This window comes from Bradyrhizobium lablabi (genome assembly GCF_018131005.1).
Lineage (GTDB): Bacteria > Pseudomonadota > Alphaproteobacteria > Rhizobiales > Xanthobacteraceae > Bradyrhizobium > Bradyrhizobium lablabi_D.
In genome coordinates, this window is sequence record NZ_JAFCJK010000005.1 from 490,333 (window position 1) to 507,825 (window position 17,493).

At 61.3% G+C, this 17,493-nt stretch carries 19 protein-coding genes; 13 read left to right on the plus strand and 6 right to left on the minus strand.

Annotated features, from left to right (window positions below; all coding sequences use genetic code 11):
* Positions 1 to 5 precede the first annotated feature (5 nt).
* Both JQ553_RS18145 and JQ553_RS18150 read left to right on the plus strand, forming a co-directional pair.
* Positions 6 to 470, plus strand: a complete 465-nt coding sequence (locus tag JQ553_RS18145) for a hypothetical protein (RefSeq protein ID WP_212501337.1) — start codon at positions 6 to 8, stop codon at positions 468 to 470.
* On the plus strand, positions 463 to 642 hold the full coding sequence (locus JQ553_RS18150; RefSeq protein ID WP_212501338.1) for a hypothetical protein: 180 nt from the start codon (positions 463 to 465) through the stop codon (positions 640 to 642). The genes JQ553_RS18145 and JQ553_RS18150 overlap by 8 nt, the downstream gene beginning before the upstream one ends.
* 191 nt (positions 643 to 833) lie before the next feature.
* Here JQ553_RS18150 and JQ553_RS18155 read toward each other — a convergent pair whose 3' ends face one another.
* Entirely contained in the window at positions 834 to 1,091 is a 258-nt protein-coding gene (locus tag JQ553_RS18155) for a hypothetical protein (RefSeq protein ID WP_212501339.1), read from the minus strand.
* A gap of 59 nt (positions 1,092 to 1,150) precedes the next feature.
* Between JQ553_RS18155 and JQ553_RS18160 the strand changes: the two genes are divergently transcribed.
* The 3 genes from JQ553_RS18160 to JQ553_RS18170 are packed head-to-tail and all read left to right on the plus strand — an operon-like array spanning position 1,151 to position 3,725.
* Complete coding sequence (locus JQ553_RS18160) at positions 1,151 to 1,561, plus strand: very short patch repair endonuclease (protein ID WP_212501340.1); 411 nt, start codon at positions 1,151 to 1,153, stop codon at positions 1,559 to 1,561.
* A gap of 27 nt (positions 1,562 to 1,588) precedes the next feature.
* Complete coding sequence (locus JQ553_RS18165) at positions 1,589 to 2,932, plus strand: DNA cytosine methyltransferase (RefSeq protein WP_212501341.1); 1,344 nt, start codon at positions 1,589 to 1,591, stop codon at positions 2,930 to 2,932.
* Complete coding sequence (locus JQ553_RS18170; RefSeq protein ID WP_212501342.1) at positions 2,925 to 3,725, plus strand: endonuclease; 801 nt, start codon at positions 2,925 to 2,927, stop codon at positions 3,723 to 3,725. The genes JQ553_RS18165 and JQ553_RS18170 overlap by 8 nt, the downstream gene beginning before the upstream one ends.
* Positions 3,726 to 3,768: 43 nt before the next feature.
* On the opposite strand, the gene JQ553_RS18175 is transcribed toward JQ553_RS18170, so the two are convergent.
* On the minus strand, positions 3,769 to 4,569 hold the full coding sequence (locus JQ553_RS18175; RefSeq protein WP_212501343.1) for a dCTP deaminase domain-containing protein: 801 nt from the start codon (positions 4,567 to 4,569) through the stop codon (positions 3,769 to 3,771).
* A 23-nt stretch (positions 4,570 to 4,592) separates the two neighbouring features.
* Between JQ553_RS18175 and JQ553_RS18180 the strand changes: the two genes are divergently transcribed.
* Complete coding sequence (locus JQ553_RS18180) at positions 4,593 to 5,102, plus strand: deaminase (RefSeq protein ID WP_212501344.1); 510 nt, start codon at positions 4,593 to 4,595, stop codon at positions 5,100 to 5,102.
* A gap of 15 nt (positions 5,103 to 5,117) precedes the next feature.
* On the opposite strand, the gene JQ553_RS18185 is transcribed toward JQ553_RS18180, so the two are convergent.
* Positions 5,118 to 6,350: an integrase arm-type DNA-binding domain-containing protein gene (locus JQ553_RS18185; protein ID WP_212501345.1), complete on the minus strand. Its 1,233-nt coding sequence runs from the start codon at positions 6,348 to 6,350 to the stop codon at positions 5,118 to 5,120.
* A gap of 339 nt (positions 6,351 to 6,689) precedes the next feature.
* Here JQ553_RS18185 and JQ553_RS18190 point away from each other — a divergent pair, with 339 nt between their 5' ends.
* Positions 6,690 to 8,342 (plus strand): thiamine pyrophosphate-binding protein, encoded by a 1,653-nt coding sequence (locus JQ553_RS18190; protein WP_212501346.1) that lies wholly within the window; start codon positions 6,690 to 6,692, stop codon positions 8,340 to 8,342.
* 154 nt (positions 8,343 to 8,496) lie between these two features.
* On the opposite strand, the gene JQ553_RS18195 is transcribed toward JQ553_RS18190, so the two are convergent.
* Positions 8,497 to 9,018: a hypothetical protein gene (locus JQ553_RS18195; protein ID WP_312015159.1), complete on the minus strand. Its 522-nt coding sequence runs from the start codon at positions 9,016 to 9,018 to the stop codon at positions 8,497 to 8,499.
* Positions 9,019 to 10,105: 1,087 nt separating this feature from the next.
* On the opposite strand from JQ553_RS18195, the gene JQ553_RS18200 reads away from it, so the two are divergent.
* The 6 genes from JQ553_RS18200 (at position 10,106) to JQ553_RS18225 (ending at position 16,143) form a co-directional block, all read left to right on the plus strand.
* Positions 10,106 to 10,810 carry a TetR/AcrR family transcriptional regulator gene (locus JQ553_RS18200; RefSeq protein WP_409363074.1) on the plus strand — a complete coding sequence of 235 codons (705 nt, stop codon included), beginning with the start codon at positions 10,106 to 10,108 and terminating at the stop codon, positions 10,808 to 10,810.
* Positions 10,807 to 11,592: an HlyD family secretion protein gene (locus JQ553_RS18205; protein WP_212501348.1), complete on the plus strand. Its 786-nt coding sequence runs from the start codon at positions 10,807 to 10,809 to the stop codon at positions 11,590 to 11,592. The genes JQ553_RS18200 and JQ553_RS18205 overlap by 4 nt, the downstream gene beginning before the upstream one ends.
* Positions 11,589 to 12,533 (plus strand): ABC transporter ATP-binding protein, encoded by a 945-nt coding sequence (locus tag JQ553_RS18210; RefSeq protein ID WP_212501349.1) that lies wholly within the window; start codon positions 11,589 to 11,591, stop codon positions 12,531 to 12,533. The genes JQ553_RS18205 and JQ553_RS18210 overlap by 4 nt, the downstream gene beginning before the upstream one ends.
* Positions 12,530 to 13,693 (plus strand): ABC transporter permease, encoded by a 1,164-nt coding sequence (locus JQ553_RS18215; RefSeq protein WP_212501350.1) that lies wholly within the window; start codon positions 12,530 to 12,532, stop codon positions 13,691 to 13,693. Before JQ553_RS18210 ends, JQ553_RS18215 begins: the two co-directional genes overlap by 4 nt.
* 114 nt (positions 13,694 to 13,807) lie before the next feature.
* Positions 13,808 to 15,118, plus strand: a complete 1,311-nt coding sequence (locus JQ553_RS18220; RefSeq protein WP_212501351.1) for an adenylate/guanylate cyclase domain-containing protein — start codon at positions 13,808 to 13,810, stop codon at positions 15,116 to 15,118.
* 107 nt (positions 15,119 to 15,225) lie between these two features.
* Positions 15,226 to 16,143 carry a PhzF family phenazine biosynthesis protein gene (locus tag JQ553_RS18225; protein ID WP_212501352.1) on the plus strand — a complete coding sequence of 306 codons (918 nt, stop codon included), beginning with the start codon at positions 15,226 to 15,228 and terminating at the stop codon, positions 16,141 to 16,143.
* On the opposite strand, the gene JQ553_RS18230 is transcribed toward JQ553_RS18225, so the two are convergent.
* Together JQ553_RS18230 and JQ553_RS18235 are read right to left on the minus strand one after the other, a co-directional pair.
* The gene (locus JQ553_RS18230; protein WP_212501353.1) at positions 16,140 to 16,601 is read right to left on the minus strand and encodes a DUF488 family protein; all 462 of its coding nucleotides are present in this window, start codon (positions 16,599 to 16,601) and stop codon (positions 16,140 to 16,142) included. The two genes, JQ553_RS18225 and JQ553_RS18230, sit on opposite strands and share 4 nt — an antisense overlap.
* A 12-nt stretch (positions 16,602 to 16,613) precedes the next feature.
* Positions 16,614 to 17,453 carry a DUF72 domain-containing protein gene (locus tag JQ553_RS18235; protein ID WP_312015160.1) on the minus strand — a complete coding sequence of 280 codons (840 nt, stop codon included), beginning with the start codon at positions 17,451 to 17,453 and terminating at the stop codon, positions 16,614 to 16,616.
* Positions 17,454 to 17,493: the final 40 nt, after the last annotated feature.

Consider the following 17,493-nt stretch of genomic DNA (forward strand, 5'->3'; position numbering starts at 1 on the left):
CCATTATGGATGATTTCAAAACAGCCTTTGACAACTTGGATCGCCTCGCCTGTTTCGAAGCCGATCCTTACACCATGGAAAAACATCTTGCAGAAAAGCCGGACGTGCTCTCGCAACCGGGCGCGTTCAACCGATGGCTGGCGCGGCAGCCGGACATTGGGACATCGATGCCCCCATCGATCCCTCCCGAGATCATTCCGCCTGAGCCGACACCGAAGGCGGTGACGGAAGACAACGTCAAGGAGCTAGTCAAGGAAGCGCTGGCAGAGCATGACGAGATTTGGCACGACGCTGTCGGCGCGGTGATCGCTCAGGAGCGCAAGAGCGTTGCCGCCGAACTGGCTAAACTGGAGCTTCGCTTCGACGCCCAGATGCGCGAGACCACCAACCGGCAAGCCATCGCGGCCGACGTAGAACGTCGCGAGGCCGAGGTAATCGGACTGCTGCGGCGGAGCCAGCGCCATGGATGAATACGAGGATGCTAGAGCCACCGCGCTCGCCATCGACCTATTGCAGCGGGCAACCATCAACCAGCTCCGTGACGACGCGACCGAATTGGCGGAGGTATTCGCCGGGCTGACGGAACACCAGCACGAGCGGTTGCTTGCGTTGCTCTTCTGCGAGCGGGTGGAGGATATATAGACAAGGCTGGTAGGAAGGCTTTGGCCTTAAAAACTGGGCGGAGGGGGGCCCGTCCCACGAAAACGGGTTCCTCAGGTTGCGAGCGGCGGAGCGCTCTTGCTATAGAAGAAAATCCTTCTACGCCATAGATTTTGGTGAGAGGAATGTAGCTGGCTGCACGCGCAAATCGTGGGGAGGATGGCCCTCGGACATCAGCGGACCATCCGCGCAACGTAGTGATGATCCGAACCCGCGGTCATGAGCATGGTCGGCTCCCCTAAACGCTTGTCCCTATGGATTTCCAAATCCGTGCGAGCCCCAAAGGTCGCATCAACGATCTCGTTATCGGTCAAATGGCGCGCGGCTAGTCGCTCAAGCAAGAGAATTACCCGGCTCTCATGACCAGTGACCTCCAGCGATAGGCCGGTAGGGTCGCCCCCTTGGAACCCCTCAATCAACCATTTTGGCATAGGATTGGCTCTCCTTGCTGGATCGTCGTCGCGCCCTAGAATGCCGATTAGGAAAAGCGATGGTCGATACTAGAACCAAGGAACAACGCTCGCGCATTATGAAAAGCGTGAGCACCCGAGATACCGGTCCGGAACTGTTGGTCCGCCGGTTGCTTCATCGCCTCGGCTACAGATACCGGCTACATCGAAAGGACCTCCCCGGTCGTCCGGACATCGTATTTCCGGGACGAAAACGGGTGATTTTCATTCACGGCTGCTTTTGGCATGGCCACGAATGTAGCAAGGGAAAACTCCCCAAATCTCGCACGGAATACTGGACTGCGAAGATCAAAGCGAATCAGGATAGAGATACGAAAGTCATCGGCCTTCTCGAAAAGGACGGCTGGAAGACGCTGACCGTATGGCAGTGCGAATTAAAGCACTTGGACGAGATCGAGCGCGTTCTGCGAGGGTTCCTTGGGCCGCCGTAGGCGGCCCAGGTCTGATCGAGGGGTTAGATGGGAAGGCCGATAGGGATCGATCTGTTCGCCGGTGCTGGGGGCATGAGCCTTGGCTTCGAGCAGGCTGGGTTTGACGTCAAAGCAGCCGTGGAAATCGATCCAATCCACTGCGCTGTCCACAAGTTTAATTTTCCGGATTGCGCGGTTCTCCCGCAGTCCGTGCAAGAGCTGACTGGTGCCGACATCCGCCGGGCGGCCGGGATCGGGAACGCCCCCGTAGACGTGGTGTTCGGCGGGCCGCCCTGTCAGGGTTTCTCGCTTATCGGACACCGCTCTCTCGACGATCCTCGCAACCACCTCGTGCTGGATTTCGTCCGCATCGTCGCCGAGCTTAAAGCCAAGACTTTCGTTTTCGAGAACGTGAAGGGGCTTACGGTCGGCCGTCAGAAGTCGTTTCTGAGCGAGTTGATCAAGGCATTCGAAGAGGTCGGATATAACGTACGGACCGACTGGCAAGTTCTAAACGCCGCACGTTACGGCGTTCCGCAATACCGCGAGCGACTCATCCTTCTAGGAGCCAAGCGCGGTGTGAAGGTGCCCGAATATCCGCCGCGCGCGACATTCCCGGCGGATGCAGAAGCGGTGGAGTTGGAAGACCACAGGCTTCCCGCCGGTCCCACCTGCAAGGACGCCCTCGGCGACCTTCCCGACGCGGATGCTTTCGAAGAACTCGACATCGGCGACGCGGTCCGAGCAAAGTTCGGGAAGCCAAGCGACTATGCGGCCGAGCTGCGGTGTCTCACAAACGACGCTTGGCACTATGGGTACCTGCGAAAGTGGAATCCGGGACTGTTGACGTCGAGCGCCAAGACCGAGCACACCGAGATTTCAAAGCGACGATTTGCGGCGACCGAGCCGGGTTCGGTCGAGCCGATCAGCCGCTTCTTCAAGCTGGATGCGAACGGTCTATCCAACACTCTTCGCGCGGGGACGGATGGCGCGCGCGGAGCGTTCACTAGCCCTCGCCCGATCCATTACGCCCGTGACCGATGCGTAACCGTGCGCGAGATGGCGCGGCTTCACGGATTTCCGGACTGGTTTCGGTTTCACGCGACGAAGTGGCACGGCGCGCGGCAGATCGGAAATTCCGTTCCGCCACCACTCGCTCGTGCGGTTGCTCGCGAAGTCATGAAGGCGTTAGGTATTCGGCCGCGCCGACCGACCCGTGAAATAGAACTCGGCGAGGAGATGCTCTTAAATCTCGTTTTGGCGCAGGCCGCCGATCATTTCGAGGTCGCTAAGCCGAATTCGAAGCGGGACCGAAAGAGCGGCGCGAAGAAGCGCAAGCAGGTTGAAACGGAAGCCGCTCGGCTTGCGTCGCTGGAGGCGTTCCGTGGCTAAGCCCGTTCTGGGAGCCGAAACGAATCGCTACAAGCAACTTATCGAGAAGATTTTCTTCGACCGTTATAAAAAGGGCGCGACCAGTATCGACTGGGTCAGAGATGACCTAGTCAAAACAGCGAAGGCGTTGAAGATCGAACTGCCCCTAAATCTCGGGGATGTGATCTACGCCCTCCGTTACCGCACCCCAATGCCTCAAAGCATCACATCCACCGCTTCGAAGGGCGCGGAGTGGATCATCGAGGGCACTGGTCGCGCGGAATATCGTTTTTCCTTGGTCAAATTAAACCGGATCGTGCCGAATGCCACGCTCGCGACAATCGGCATTCCGGATGGGACGCCCGAAGTAATACGCGCGTATGCTCTCGACGACGAGCAAGCTCTTCTTGCCATCGTGCGCTACAACAGACTAATCGATACCTTTCTCGGACTAACGACGTTCAGCCTACAAAATCACCTTCGCACCACGGTGAAGGGCATTGGGCAGATTGAAATCGACGAACTGTATGTCGGCATCGACCGCGATGGATGCCATTACGCTATCCCGGTCCAAGCCAAGGGCGGCAAAGATCAAATCTCCGTAGTTCAGGCTAAGCAGGATATCACTTGGGCCGGTACCAAATTCCCCGGTATGAAGTGTCGCGCTATTTCGGCCCAGTTCATGGAGAACGAACGAGTGGCCATGTTCGAACTGACGATCCAGAACGATATGGTCGTCGTAGTGGACGAGAAGCACTACAAACTTGTTCCTGCGACGGACCTCGATAAGCAAGCGATCATCAACTATCGCTGATCGTCAGCACGGACCGGCGCGCATCGAGCGGGCTTTTCAAGCATTATTTCTTTTGCGGAAGTTGCTTGGGTAGGCTTTGCTCTTGCTTAGGAAGATTTTGCTCAATCCAAACTTGGATCATCGATTGCACTTCTTTTTGCGTCAGATTCGGCGCGAGCTTCGCGAGCAGGAAGTATGAGGCGACTCCAACGGCTAACGTTGTCAAGACTATTAGAGCCACAACTTTGAGCCAGTAATTTTTGACGATGTGGAGAAGCGCCTGATCGAGTATATCCTTTTTTATCTTCTCAGAGACTTTCCCCGCCATTTCATCTGATAACACTTCAGTATTCAGGAATGTCGCCGGGAAGCTGCCAATGATCTCATTGTGGCGCTTCTTGATGTATTCCTCTGCACTCATTTTTTCCCGGAATGGCCTGAATTCATTTGGCACCTCCGCGTGTGTCATGAAGGCCACCCGAAAAAACTCCTCCCCTTTTCTCAAGGGCACGTCGTTTTTCGAGAAGTTTATAACGATAGAACCGATAGGTCCTTCGAAATCAGCGTCCACCATCCCCACATCGAGAGCAAGCAGGCCCTGTTTCGTAAACGTACTCCGGAGCGTGACCAGCGCAGTTATCTCATGGGACTTAATGCTGAAAACTTCTTTAGAGACCACCCAAGCCACTTGGCGCGGCTTGACCACCAGCATTTCGAGTGGCTTTTTGAAATCGAAGTTTTTCGCCTCTTCCCCAACTGGTATGATCGCTCCGATAGTGAGGTAATAGCTAGAGTTTTTAATATGGCTTCTATCTGCGTCCTTAAGTAGATTCTGCTTCAGAATCTCATCTCCCACGATCAGCATGTTCTTGGACTCCTGAGGTAGCTATGACGACGTATCAATGCGACAGCTGGGACGCGCGATTCTTTTCGGTTTGTCTACTTCTCAGCACTTGGAGTGAAGATCGAAGTCGTCACGTGGGCAGCGTAGTAGTCGGGCCGGGTAACGTAATTTTGGGTACGGGCTACAACGGATTGCCTCGCAACGTATCAGCCGACTACGAGGCCAGACATTCTCGCGAGAATGGGGAAAAATATCTCTGGTTTGAGCACGCTGAACGCAACGCAATCTACAACATGGCGCGAGCAGGAGTGTCAACCTCAGGGTGCCGAATGTATGTCAATAATTTCCCTTGCGCCGACTGCGCGCGCGCCATGATCCAGTCTGGCATTGTTCAGTTGAATAGCTTCGCGCCAGACATGACGGATGCAAACTTCGCGAGGCACTACAGTGCGGCTGAGACCATGCTTGCAGAGGCGGGAATCGAGGTTAAGCTGTTCGATAAAGATGACGCTTCCTTAAGCGAGCTTAGGAAGCGCTTCTCTTCACCGCCGTAGTCCGTCGGCAGAAACTCAGGCTGCAGCTTTAATATCCTCGCACAGCGCCTCGTTGAGCGTCTCGTGCAGCGACCGTTCGATCACCGTCGCCATTTCGCGCCGTAGGTCGAACTTGTCCCATCGCGCGTATACCGCCGTCACGCCCTTGCGAGTGTGGGCGAGGAGCGCACCGATCTGTTCGAGCGAGTAACCTGCCCGGTCTAAGATTGTCGCGGCAGTCCGCCGAAGATCGTGCGGCGTCCACCGCTCCATCTCAAGGCCGCTAACGATGCGCTGGGCCGCTTCACCTAACTTGTTACGTCCGGCTAGTTTGAAGAGCCGCGTCTGCGGCTCGGTCTTGAGATGCGGCCGCAACAGTTCGAGCGCCAAGCCGGAGAGCGGCGTAATGAACGGGCTCCCGGCCTTCATGCGCTCGGCGCTGAGCGACCAGTGCGGTCCGTGTTCACTCGGCCCGCTCAGGTCGCGCAGTTCGCCACCGGTCATGCCCGCCACCATGCCGGGCCGCGCCGCTGTGACGAGGATTAGCCGCAGCGCGGCCGCAACGTCGCCCGAGACCTTGAACCGCTCCGGCTCGTCGAGGGCGCTCCAGACCTTTCGAATTTCGGCGGTGCTCAGGAAGCGTTCGCGGGCAACCTTGGCACCGCCGGGCGCGGGAAGATCGGCGAACGGATTCACGGTTACGAACTTGCGGCCGGGCTGCTTGGCCCATTTGAACAACGCATGGACGATGTGCTTTGTCTGGTTCGCCATGGCTCTCTTGCCGCGCCGATCTGCGATGTCGAGCAGCATGGCGGCTGCATCGTCGTCGGTGATGGAGGTCGCAAGCCGGTCGTCCCAGCCGTAGACCCGCCCGATGCGCTCCAGCGTCAGACGAGTCTTGCGGCCGCTGCGATGCGTGCTCAGCTTGGCGTCGTAGTAGAGTTCGACCAGCTCGGCGTAGGTCTTAGTTTTTTTTTCCGCTTCGGCGCGCTCGGTTTTGGGCGTCAGCGGTGTACCGCCGCCCGCCACGGTCTTGCGTGCGTCGTTGGCGATCTCGCGCGCTCGGGATAGCGGCACGTCCGGGTAACGGCCGAGCGTGAGCCAAGTGATCTTGCCCGTACCCTTGTTGCGATAGGCGAAGGCGAACGTCTTGACGGCCTTCGGTGTGATCCGGAGGCACAGGCCGGGACAGGCGGCGTCCCCGATGGCGTATTGGGCGGCGCGCGGCTGATAGGACCGGATACCGGTGTCGGTGAGCTTCACTTTCATGATGACGTCTCTCAGGGCTGTTGTTAGCGTGCGCTAACAAAAGGGGCGATACACTAGGGTACGCCGAGTGACGGCAAGAAAGGGGCGAGATACGCCGAAAAGCCTGTAAGTATAGGGGTTTACGTGTCCCACACCGTATCAGGCCGTCACACCGCGTATCTCAAAATTATTTTGCTTCGCTAACCCACCCTACGCTTTTTCTTCGAGTCTGGTATCCATTCCCTGCCGCATGCCTCGGCAGCGACTTCGGCCTTGCGCCGCTTTTCCGTCTATCCTACGCAACCTCTGACCATCACCGCGAAATCTCAGCACGTGCGCCAATGTCCGCAGGGAGCCGTCATGACCAAGAGCAATGCCCGCACCGGAGGCCAGATCCTCATCGACCAGCTCGTTGCCCAGGGCGTCGAGCGCGTCACCTGCGTGCCGGGCGAGAGCTATCTCGCGGCCCTCGATGCGCTGCATGACAGCCCGATCGACGTCGTGATTTGCCGCGCCGAGGGTGGGGCGGCGATGATGGCGGAGGCCTACGGCAAGCTCACCGGCCGCCCGGGCATCTGCTTCGTCACTCGCGGCCCCGGCTCGACCAATGCGAGTCACGGCGTGCACATCGCAATGCAGGATTCCACCCCGATGATCCTGTTCGTCGGCCAGGTCGATACCGGCATGCGCGACCGCGAGGCGTTTCAGGAACTCGACTACAAGGCGGTGTTCGGCACGATGGCGAAATGGGCGGTGGAGATCGATCGCCCCGACCGCATTCCGGAGCTGGTTGCGCGCGCCTTCCGCGTCGCGCTGCAGGGCCGGCCGGGCCCGGTGGTGATCGCGCTGCCGGAGAACATGCTGACGGAGACGGCGGCGGTCGCGGACGCGCCGCGCGTCGAGCCTGCCGCAAGCTGGCCGGCGCCGGCAGATATCGAGCGCCTCGGCACCATGCTGGCGGGCGCGAAGGCGCCGATCGTCGTCCTCGGTGGCTCCGGCTGGACCGCGGAGGCGGCATCCGGCATCGCGCGCTTTGCCGAACGCTTCGACCTGCCGGTCGCGACCTCATTCCGCCGCGCATCGCTGTTCGATGCGGACCATTCGCATTATGCCGGCGACCTCGGCATCGGTCCGAGCCCGCAGCTCAAGGCACGCATCACCGGGGCCGACGTCATTCTGCTGATCGGCGGCCGGATGTCGGAGATGCCGTCGTCGTCCTACACGCTGCTCGATATTCCGGTGCCGAGCCAGAAGCTCGTTCATGTGCATCCTGGCTCTGAAGAACTCGGCCGCGTCTATCAGCCGGCGCTCGCGATCCAGGCGACGCCGGCCGCCTTCGCCGCCTCCGTCGAGACCATGAAGCCCGCAGGCACGCCGGCCTGGAAGGGGGAGGCGGCAAAAGCGCATGCGGACTATCTCACCTGGACCGAGAAGCCGCGCGAGCTGCCGGGCGATTTCCAGTACGGCCAGGTGGTCACATGGTTGCGCGACCGCCTGCCGAAGGACGCGATCGTCTGCAACGGCGCCGGCAACTATGCTGGCTGGCTGCATCGCCATCATCGTTTCCACACCTTCGCCTCCCAGCTCGCACCGACCTCGGGCTCGATGGGCTACGGCGTGCCGGCGGCGGTGATGGCAAAACGGCAATATCCGGATCGCGTCGTCGTCGCCTTTGCCGGCGATGGCTGCTTTTTGATGAACGGGCAGGAGTTCGCCACCGCCGTACAACATGACGCAGCCTTGATCGTCGTCGTGATCGACAACGGGCAATACGGCACCATCCGCATGCACCAGGAACGCGACTATCCCGGCCGCGTCGTCGGCACCCAGTTGAAGAATCCGGACTTCGCGCTTTACGCGAAGGCGTTCGGTGGCCATGGCGAGCGGATCGAGCGCACCGAGGAGTTTGCTCCCGCCTTCGAGCGCGCGCTCGCCTCGGGCAAGCCCGCGATCCTGCATTGCCTTGTCGATCCGCGCGCAATCTCGGTCGGCAAGGACTTTGTGCCGCAGTAGACTGCGCGCTTATCACCGCAACGCGTCGTCGTGCTGTGCGCCAAAGATCGAAGGCGATCCCGTGTGCGGGCCGCGTGGCGTCCGCGGCGTCAACTGGTGCGCATGAGAGAAACCGCGCCTCACGAGTTTCAGGAGGCGCGGCGTTGCGTGTCTCTTACGTACCGGGCGTTTTGACGACCAGTTTTATGTTCAAGAGGTTGACGCCCTTGAACGGGTTCGGCGCGCTTTCGATAGTGCCCGTGCCCGTAGCGTTCGCATAGGCGCCCGTGCCGGAGAGGATCGCATATTCGCCTTTTGACTGGCCGTCCTTGACCGCGCCGGTATAGCGCGCCGTGATCGAGCCATCCTCGAACGTGTAGGTGCTGTAGCCGAAGAAGGTACCCGAACCCTTGAGCAAGTCTGATGAATTGACAAATTCTTTCACCCCGATGCGACCGTCCTTGAAGACGGCGACGCCGAACAGCTTGCCGGACGCGACCGTCTGGCCTTCGATGTTTGCTGCCTCCACTACTTTGTAATCGATCGGCTTGGTGACGAGCTTGAACTCGAGCACCTGCTCACCCGCGAGAACATTCGAAGCTGCTGTGGCGGCAAATGCCGCCGAAAAGAAATAGCAAGCGTAGCGCGTTCGCATGATTTCCCCTCCAACATAACTACTGAAAAAAATGCGTCCCACTTTGGCGGGACGTCGATTTCTAGCACAACCACGGTGGCCTTATCGAACGATGTTGGGACAGTGATCCTGACGCGACACGCCGGCGCGTAACGCTTTGATGTCAGCGAAGACAACCTCGGCTCGCCTCGCCGAAAGTCGGATCACTGATTTGCCCGACGCCGCAAGTTCGCGCATGAAAAATATTGTGCTTCGTGTTTGACCCAAATCAGGTGTTGAATCCGCCCGTCTCACCCGATCGAGGGGCGCGTCGCGATCGTCACGAGTGTTGGGTCGAGATGCGGTGGACGCGCAGCGTGTGATTGACGAGCATGCGCAACGCGGACGGCGAAGTCGTGTGGTTCTGACGCCCCGATGCAGGTGTCAAGTTCGCAGCAAAGTGCCGCTGCGGATGACGGTGACAACAAAGCTGGTCTCACCGGGAAGATCACGAGATAAGCCGTAAACCATCGCGCAGGGAAAGCCGGGTTGTTTCCGGTTACACCTGTGGTCCTACCCCCGTGCTTTTTGTTGCACGGGACCCATGGGTGCGATCGGCACCCGGCTTTCCCTGCGCCCTCATTCCATCTTGAGGGTGAGAGTAGAGCATACCTCGGACAATTCATGTCGCGAGAATGTGGACGCATGTTCAATTGTATCCCCGTCATCCCCGCGCAGCGGCTTTGCCGCTGTCGCTGGAGGAGCGCGCTCTTGCGCGCGTCTCGAAGGATGTATGGTGACCAGCCGGGCCGTGCATCCTTCGAGGCTCGCGCCGCTCGCACCTCAGGATGACGGGTTCGATAATCGTGGCGCGACGGCGTGGTACTTTGAGCGAGAAGCCAACCTCAACGTCGTCCCGGCGAAGGCCAAGACCCAGTACCCCAAATGCCGGCTGTCGCGCGATGCTGGGGTCGCAGTTTTCTCGCAACGAAGTCGGTGGCTATGAGCCCTGGCCTTCGCCGGAGCGACGTCGCCGTGGTTCGATCGTGGCCTGGCGACGAAAAATGGCACCCATCGAACCCGACCGGCATGAAGCCTTTTTCCTCCTGTTCATCTTGACAATGACTGACCAGTCAGTCATATATTGATCATGACCCGACAGAGCGAAACCATGACACCTGCAAAGTCCGGGAAGCGCCGCGCATCCGCCCAGACCGCGCGCGCCAAGACGCAGGCCGTCGCCTCGCCAAGGCTGTCCGGGACAAGACCTGCCGCCAACCGGGCCGAGAAGTCGGCGGAGCGGCGAATGGCGATCATCGAGGCTGCGATGGAGGAGTTCGTCGCGCGCGGCTTTGCCGCAACCAGGCTCGACGACGTGGCCAAACGGGCGGGCGTCGCCAAGGGCACGCTTTACCTGCACTTCAAGGACAAGGAGTCGATGTTCGAGGAGCTGATCCGCACCGCGCTGGTGCCGTTGATCAGCCGCATGTCCGCGCCGCCGCCGATCGGTGGCTCCGTGCGCGACGCGGTCGAACGCTTCGCCGAGACTTTCATCCTCGAGATCGCCTCGACCCGCCGCGGCGACATCATCCGTCTGATCGTTGCGGAGGGGCCGCGCTTTCCGGCGATCGCCGATTTCTATTTTCGCGAAGTGGTTTCGAAGGGGCTCGCCGGCATGCGTGCGCTGATCGAGCTTGCGATTGCCCGCGGCGAGATCAGGGAGAACAAGCTCGCGCAATTTCCTCAATTGCTGGTCGCGCCCGCAATCGTGGCGGTGATCTGGCAGAGCCTGTTCGCACGGCACGCGCCACTCGATGCGATCGCGATGTTCAAGGTTCATCTCGATCTGATTTTCGGCGAACGGAGGACGACATGACCTCGTCGCGGTGCATGAAATTGCTGGTGGTGCTGGCGCTTGCCGCGGCGCTCGCCGGCTGCAATGAGAGGAAGGATCCCGGCTTCCAGGGCTGGGTCGAGGCCGACATGATCTTCGTCAGCCCCGACGAATCGGGCCGGGTGACCAAGCTGAACGTTCGCGAAGGCGACGAGGTCAAGCCCGGCGATCATCTCTATTCCGTCGACGACGATTTGCAAAAGGCCGACCTCAACCAGAACAACGCCACACTGGCGAACGCTCAGCAGACCTATGATCGCGCGGCGTCCTTGCGGGGCACCGGCGCGGGCACGCAGGCAAACCTCGACGCTGCCATCTCGGCGCTCCGCGTTGCGGAGGCACGCGTCAAGACCTCCGAGACGCGGCTGGAGCGTCGGAGAGGCTACGCGCCGGTCGCGGGCACCATCCAGCAGATCTATTTCCGCGAAGGCGAGATGGTACCGGAGCGGCGGCCGGTTCTGTCGATCATGCCGCCCGGCAACATGAAGCTGCGCTTCTTCGTCCCCGAAGCCGAGCTGCCGAAGCTTTCGATCGGCGACGAGGTGAAGGTAACCTGCGACAATTGCGCCGCCGATCTCACCGCAAAAATCTACTTCATCGCTACCACGGCCGAGTACACGCCGCCGGTGATCTACAGCCTCGACGAGCGCAACAAGCTCGTTTACCTGATCCAGGCGCGGCCGAGCCGGCCCGATGCGCTGCGCGTCGGCCAGCCGATCAGCGTCTATCTCAATGCCAGGACTCCTGTGGCGGCCCGGCAATGAGCACCGCCTCGACCAATGCACCCGGCATCGCAATCGATGTCGAGGGCCTCTCGAAATCGTTCAGCGGGCGCGAGGTCGTCCACGATCTGTCGATGCAGGTCAGGCGCGGCTCGATCTACGGCTTCCTCGGCCCCAATGGCAGCGGCAAGACGACGACCATCCGCATGCTCTGCGGCCTGCTCACACCGGACAGGGGCAACGGCACCTGCCTTGGCTATGACATCCGCCGCGACGCCGACAGGATCAAGCGCAAGGTCGGCTACATGACCCAGCGCTTCAGCCTGTATCAGGATCTCTCGGTGCGGGAGAACCTCGAATTCGTGGCGCGCCTCTACGGCTTGCCTGACGCGCGCGCCGCTGCGCGCGACATGATCGCGCGCATCGGCCTCAAGGGACGCGAGGAGCAGCTTGCCGGCAATCTTTCCGGCGGCTGGAAGCAGCGGCTCGCGCTCGGTGCCTGCACGCTGCCCAATCCGCAATTGCTGCTGTTGGATGAGCCGACCGCAGGCGTCGATCCCAAGGCGCGGCGCGACTTCTGGAACGAGATTCATGCGCTCGCGGCCGAAGGTCTGACGGTGCTGGTCTCGACCCACTACATGGACGAGGCCGAGCGCTGCCACGAGATCGCATACATTGCCTACGGCCATCTGCTTGCGCACGGTACTGTGGACGAGGTGATCGCGAACTCCGCGCTCTCGACCTACACCGTCACCGGCGACGATCTCAACGGGCTCTCGGAGCAACTCACCGGCAAGCCCGGCATCGACATGGTGGCGCCGTTCGGCACCAGCCTGCACGTCTCCGGCCGCGACAAGGCGGCGCTCGAGGCAAGCGTCGCGCCCTATCGCGCCGAGGCGAAATGGCACTGGCAGGAGAGCGAGCCTTCGCTCGAAGACGTGTTCATCGACCTGATGGGTCGCGCAAGGGACAATTTCCAATGAGCGCGATCGATGCGATCCGGATCGGCGAGGCGAGGGAGCCGCGTTTCGGCTTCTGGCGGCGCAGCTACGCGATGCTGGTCAAGGAGTTCATCCAGCTTCGCCGCGACCGCGTCTCCTTCGCCATGATCGTCATGATCCCGGTGATGCAGCTTCTGTTGTTCGGCTACGCCATCAACACCACGCCGCGCAACCTTCCGACGGCCGTGCTGACGCAGGAAGACAGCGACCTCGGGCGCTCGATCCTGAAGGCGATGGAGAACACTGCCTATTTCCGCTTCACTCGCGAGGTCCATACCGTCGAGGAATTCGATAACCTGCTGAAGTCAGGCAAGGTGCTGTTCGGCGTCGAAATCCCGCGCGGCTTCGAGCGCGCGGTCCGGCGCGGCGACAAGCCGGCGCTGCTGGTCGCAGCCGACGCCACCGATCCGATCGCGGCCGGTTCGGCACTCGGCGCCTTGGGACCGCTGGTGCAGACCGCGCTGGAGCACGATTTGCACACCGGTGATCCGCCGTCGATGCCGTTCGAGATCCGCACCCATGCGCGCTACAACCCTGCCGCGGAATCGCGGCTCAACATCGTACCGGGCCTGGTCGGGACCATCCTGACCATGACGATGCTGATCTTCACCGCGCTTTCGGTGACCCGCGAGATCGAGCGCGGCACCATGGAGAGCCTGCTGTCGATGCCGATCAAGCCGGTCGAGGTGATGTTCGGCAAGATCATCCCCTACGTGATCGTCGGCTTCGTCCAGGCAAGCCTGATCATCGGCATCGGCGTCTTGCTGTTTGGCGTGCCGATCCTCGGCAGCATGTTGTTGCTGGCATTGCTCACCACGCTGTTCATCACGACCAATTTGTCGATCGGCTACACCTTCTCCACCATCGTGCAGAACCAACTGCAGGCGATGCAGCTCTCGATGATGTTCTTCCTGCCGAGCATCCTGCTCTCCGGCTTCATGTTCCCGTTCGCGGGTATGCCGGTCTGGGCGCAGTATATCGGCGAGGTCCTGCCGCTGACCCATTATATCCGCATCGTCCGCGCCATCATGCTGAAGGGCGCGGTCGTGCAAAATTTGCAATACGACACCATCGCGCTGATCGCCCTGATGCTGATCGCCATGACGATTGCGGTGACGCGCTTCCGCCGCACACTCGATTGAGGCAGAATGTACCGGCAGGATGTCATTTCGGCGCGTCGCGTCAGCGAGGAAACCGGAATCTCGAGATTCCGGGTCCGGCTCTTCGGACCGTCCGGGAGTGGCGGGCGAGGGGACATGGCTGGATTCTGGGGCAAGGACAAGGCGCAAGGCACGACGGTGTCAGCCGACTTCCAGCATGCACTGATGCGGCAAGTGATGAGCACGGAGCTGCTGCGGATCAAGGTGCTGATCTGCACCGCCGCATTGCTCGGGGTCATGATCTGGATCACTTATTTCATCGAGCCCGGGTCGATGATGCGCGTGTGGCACGGCGATCTCAAGCCGTCCTATCTCTACGCGGTTATCGTGCCCTTTATCCTGTTCGAATTGTGGGTGCATGGGTCGATCACCCGGCACATGCGGCAGGGGCGCGATCTGCCAGTGATCCGGCGCTACATCGGGGCGTTTATCGAGACCTCGATGCCGACGGCGGCGCTGGCGATCCATATCGACAACATGGGTTCGGTCGCGGCACTCGGCTTCGTGGCACCATTCATCTATTTCATCTTCATCATAGCCTCGACGCTAAGGCTGGATTTCTGGCTATCGACCTTCACCGGCTTTGTCGCGGCAGCGCAGCTGTTCTGGATGGCGATGTATTATCGCCCCGAGGGGAGCGTCGATCCCGAGCCCGTCCTGTTCTACCACGCCGCGCGAAGCGTCATCGTGCTGATCTGTGGCATCCTCGCAGGGGCGGTCGGGATGCAACTGCGCCGTCAATTCGGAGCGAGCATTCTTGCCGCAACCGCGCGTGACCGCATCACGAATCTGTTCGGCCAGCATGTATCCCCGCAGGTGGTCGAGCGGCTGATGGCCGAGGGCGCGAGCACCGAGAGCGACATCCGCCGCGTCGCGGTGATGTTCGTCGATTTCCGCAGCTTCACAGCAGGCGCCAGGACGCGCACGCCGCGGGAGGTGGTGGAGCGGCTCGACGGAGCCTTTGCCGTGCTGGTCGAGGTTCTCGATCGCCATGGCGGCATCGTGAACAAGTTTCTCGGCGACGGCTTTCTCGCACTGTTCGGCGCGCCCTTCGAGACCGGCGATGCCGCACGGCACGCGGTCGCCGCCGCGCGCGAGATGCTCGCGGCAAACGAGCGTATCAACGAGACATCAAGTTGGCCGCTGCGCATCGGCATCGGCATCCATATCGGCGAGGTCGTGGCCGGGAGCATCGGTTCACCCAGGCGCAAGGAGTACACGGTGATCGGTGACACCGTGAACTTTGCCGCTCGACTGGAGGCGCTGAACAAGGAGTTCGATTCGCAGCTGCTCGTGTCTTCCGCGATCCGGGACGCGTTGGGCGACTCGTGCGACGAGGCCATTTCGCATGGCGAGGTCGCGATACGTGGCTACGACCGGCCGATGACCGTCTGGCAGTTGAGCTAGGCATGTCGACCCGGCGATTGCACCGAGTGCTCTGAAAGACGTTCTCGCGACCGTGTTACACTGGGCATTCCGGTCGAAGGTGGCCGGAGGGAAAAGGGACACGAATGATGCAGCGGCGCTACATTACTGTCGACGTTTTCACCGACCGCGCGTTCGGCGGCAATCCGCTCGCCGTCGTGCTCGACGCCGGCGGGCTGTCGACGGCGCAGATGCAGGCAATCGCAGCCGAATTCAACTATTCGGAGACGACTTTCGTGCTGCCGCCGCAGGATGCCGCGAACGATGCCAAGGTTCGCATCTTCACGGTGCGCTCGGAGATCCCGTTCGCCGGCCATCCCAACGTCGGCACCGCGTTCGTCCTGGCAACACAGGCGGCGAAGGCGCCGGCGCGGCTGACATTCGAGGAGAAGGCCGGCCTGGTGCCGATCGAAATCCTGTCCGAGCAAGGCAAGGTGATCGGCGCCGAACTGACCGCGCCACAGCCGCTGAAGCGGCTCGGCGAGGCGGGCGCTGCCGAAGCGGCTGCCTGCCTCTCGCTATCCTCGAGTGACGTCAAAACGGACCGTCATGCGCCGCAGGTCGTCTCGGTCGGCCTACCGTTCCTGGTGGTCGAGGTGGCCTCGCGGGATGCGCTGAAACGGGCTCGGCCTGATGCCGGGGCCTTCGCGGGCATCCTCCCGCGCCTCGGCAGCGACGCCGTCTATTTCTACACGCGCGACGTGCCGTCGAGCGAGCAGCCGCTGGACCTGCAGGCGCGCATGTTCCATCCGGGATCGAGCGGCCTGTCCGAAGACCCGGCGACCGGCAGCGCGACCGTGGCTGCCGCGGCGCTGCTCGCCGATCTCGATGCCGCACGCGACGGTGAACTGCGGCTGCGGATCGGCCAGGGCGTCGACATGGGAAGGCCGAGCCTGCTGCTGACACGGGTGCGCAAGCAGGGCGGCGCCATCGTATCGGCGCATGTCGGCGGCGGTTGCGTGCGGATGATGGAAGGAACGATGCGCGTCGCGGGCGGGGGCGGCTAAACCTGCGGCGCCATCAGATTCTCCACTTTCACGCCCTCGCGATCCCTGATGATCTCAGCGATCCATCGCCGATGGCAGTGGCTGTGATCGCGCTCGAAGCAGAGAATGCACACCGGGCCGGACTTCTGCACCAGCGACGCAAGCTGGTCGAGGTCCTCCTTGGCTTCCGACGTCTTCAGGTGGGCCGAATAGATCCTGTGCAGGACATCATACTTCCCGCTGCGCGCGGCTTCGCGGCCGTTCTTCGGCGTACCCAATCCTTTGAGGTGAAGGTACGAGATGCCGCGCTCGTCGAGGCCGGCCGCGAGCTGGTTCTTGGAAAATCCCGGCCGCCGCGACGAGACGACCGCGCGCACGTCCACCAGCAGCTTCACGCCGGCATGTTCCAGCTCGTCGAGCACCGCTTTCGCGGGCGTCTGCTCATAACCGATGGTGAACAGCTTCTTCGACTTCGCCATGGTTGCTTGCGCCTACTTCACGCGTTCGATCAACTCCATCGCGCCGGCCGGGGCGCGGATCTTGCCCTCGTGGATCACGTAGGCAAACACGTCGCGGGGCGCCTTCTTCGGCTTTGCCTTGTCGACGCGCGGGAGGTCGTCCGGCTCGCCGCCGTCTGCCCAGTCCTGAAACCGCTTGGCCCAGGCATCGAGCTGCTTGGGCGGATAGCAGGTCTCGATCTCGTCATCGCCCTTCTGCAGACGCGCGTAGACGAAGTCGCCCACGACATCGGCAATCGCCGGATATTTGCCGTGCTCGGCAAATACTACGGGCGTCTCGAACTCGCGCAACAGCGCGACGAATTCGGGGACGCAGAAGCTGTCGTGCCGCACCTCGACCACGTGTCGGAGCGTACGTCCGTCGAGCTTGCGCGGCAACAGCTCGAGGAACTTGCCGAAATCGGTGCCGTCGAATTTCTTGGTCGGCGCGAACTGCCAGAGCACCGGTCCGAGCCGGTCCCTCAGTTCCAGTACACCGGAATCATAGAATCGCTTCACGGAATCGCCGGCCTCCGCCAGCACGCGCCGGTTGGTGGCGAAGCGGGGCCCTTTGAGCGAGAAGATGAAACCGTCGGGCACCTCGCCTGCCCATTTGCGGAAGCTCTCTGGCTTCTGCGAACCGTAATAGGTGCCGTTGATCTCGATCGAGGTCAGCTTCGAGGCCGCGTAGGCGAGCTCCTTCGATTGCGCGAGTTTTTCCGGGTAGAACACGCCCCGCCACGGCTCGAACGTCCAGCCGCCGACTCCGATATAGATATTGCCTGCGTTGCTCTTTGCACTGTTCTTGGGCGTCTTGTTGGAGGTTTTGACCACGATTGCACTCATCGTGAGGAGGGAACACGGACCAGAGTAG

What these genes read in the sequence shown, in the direction of transcription:
- JQ553_RS18145 (WP_212501337.1), top strand. Translation starts at nt 6, where the DNA reads ATGGATGATTTCAAAACAGCCTTTGACAACTTGGATCGCCTCGCCTGT.
- JQ553_RS18150 (WP_212501338.1), top strand. Translation starts at nt 463, where the DNA reads ATGGATGAATACGAGGATGCTAGAGCCACCGCGCTCGCCATCGACCTA.
- JQ553_RS18155 (WP_212501339.1), bottom strand. Translation starts at nt 1,091, where the DNA reads ATGCCAAAATGGTTGATTGAGGGGTTCCAAGGGGGCGACCCTACCGGC.
- JQ553_RS18160 (WP_212501340.1), top strand. Translation starts at nt 1,151, where the DNA reads ATGGTCGATACTAGAACCAAGGAACAACGCTCGCGCATTATGAAAAGC.
- JQ553_RS18165 (WP_212501341.1), top strand. Translation starts at nt 1,589, where the DNA reads ATGGGAAGGCCGATAGGGATCGATCTGTTCGCCGGTGCTGGGGGCATG.
- JQ553_RS18175 (WP_212501343.1), bottom strand. Translation starts at nt 4,569, where the DNA reads ATGCTGATCGTGGGAGATGAGATTCTGAAGCAGAATCTACTTAAGGAC.
- JQ553_RS18180 (WP_212501344.1), top strand. Translation starts at nt 4,593, where the DNA reads ATGACGACGTATCAATGCGACAGCTGGGACGCGCGATTCTTTTCGGTT.
- JQ553_RS18185 (WP_212501345.1), bottom strand. Translation starts at nt 6,350, where the DNA reads ATGAAAGTGAAGCTCACCGACACCGGTATCCGGTCCTATCAGCCGCGC.
- JQ553_RS18190 (WP_212501346.1), top strand. Translation starts at nt 6,690, where the DNA reads ATGACCAAGAGCAATGCCCGCACCGGAGGCCAGATCCTCATCGACCAG.
- JQ553_RS18200 (WP_409363074.1), top strand. Translation starts at nt 10,106, where the DNA reads ATGACACCTGCAAAGTCCGGGAAGCGCCGCGCATCCGCCCAGACCGCG.
- JQ553_RS18205 (WP_212501348.1), top strand. Translation starts at nt 10,807, where the DNA reads ATGACCTCGTCGCGGTGCATGAAATTGCTGGTGGTGCTGGCGCTTGCC.
- JQ553_RS18210 (WP_212501349.1), top strand. Translation starts at nt 11,589, where the DNA reads ATGAGCACCGCCTCGACCAATGCACCCGGCATCGCAATCGATGTCGAG.
- JQ553_RS18215 (WP_212501350.1), top strand. Translation starts at nt 12,530, where the DNA reads ATGAGCGCGATCGATGCGATCCGGATCGGCGAGGCGAGGGAGCCGCGT.
- JQ553_RS18220 (WP_212501351.1), top strand. Translation starts at nt 13,808, where the DNA reads ATGGCTGGATTCTGGGGCAAGGACAAGGCGCAAGGCACGACGGTGTCA.
- JQ553_RS18225 (WP_212501352.1), top strand. Translation starts at nt 15,226, where the DNA reads ATGCAGCGGCGCTACATTACTGTCGACGTTTTCACCGACCGCGCGTTC.
- JQ553_RS18230 (WP_212501353.1), bottom strand. Translation starts at nt 16,601, where the DNA reads ATGGCGAAGTCGAAGAAGCTGTTCACCATCGGTTATGAGCAGACGCCC.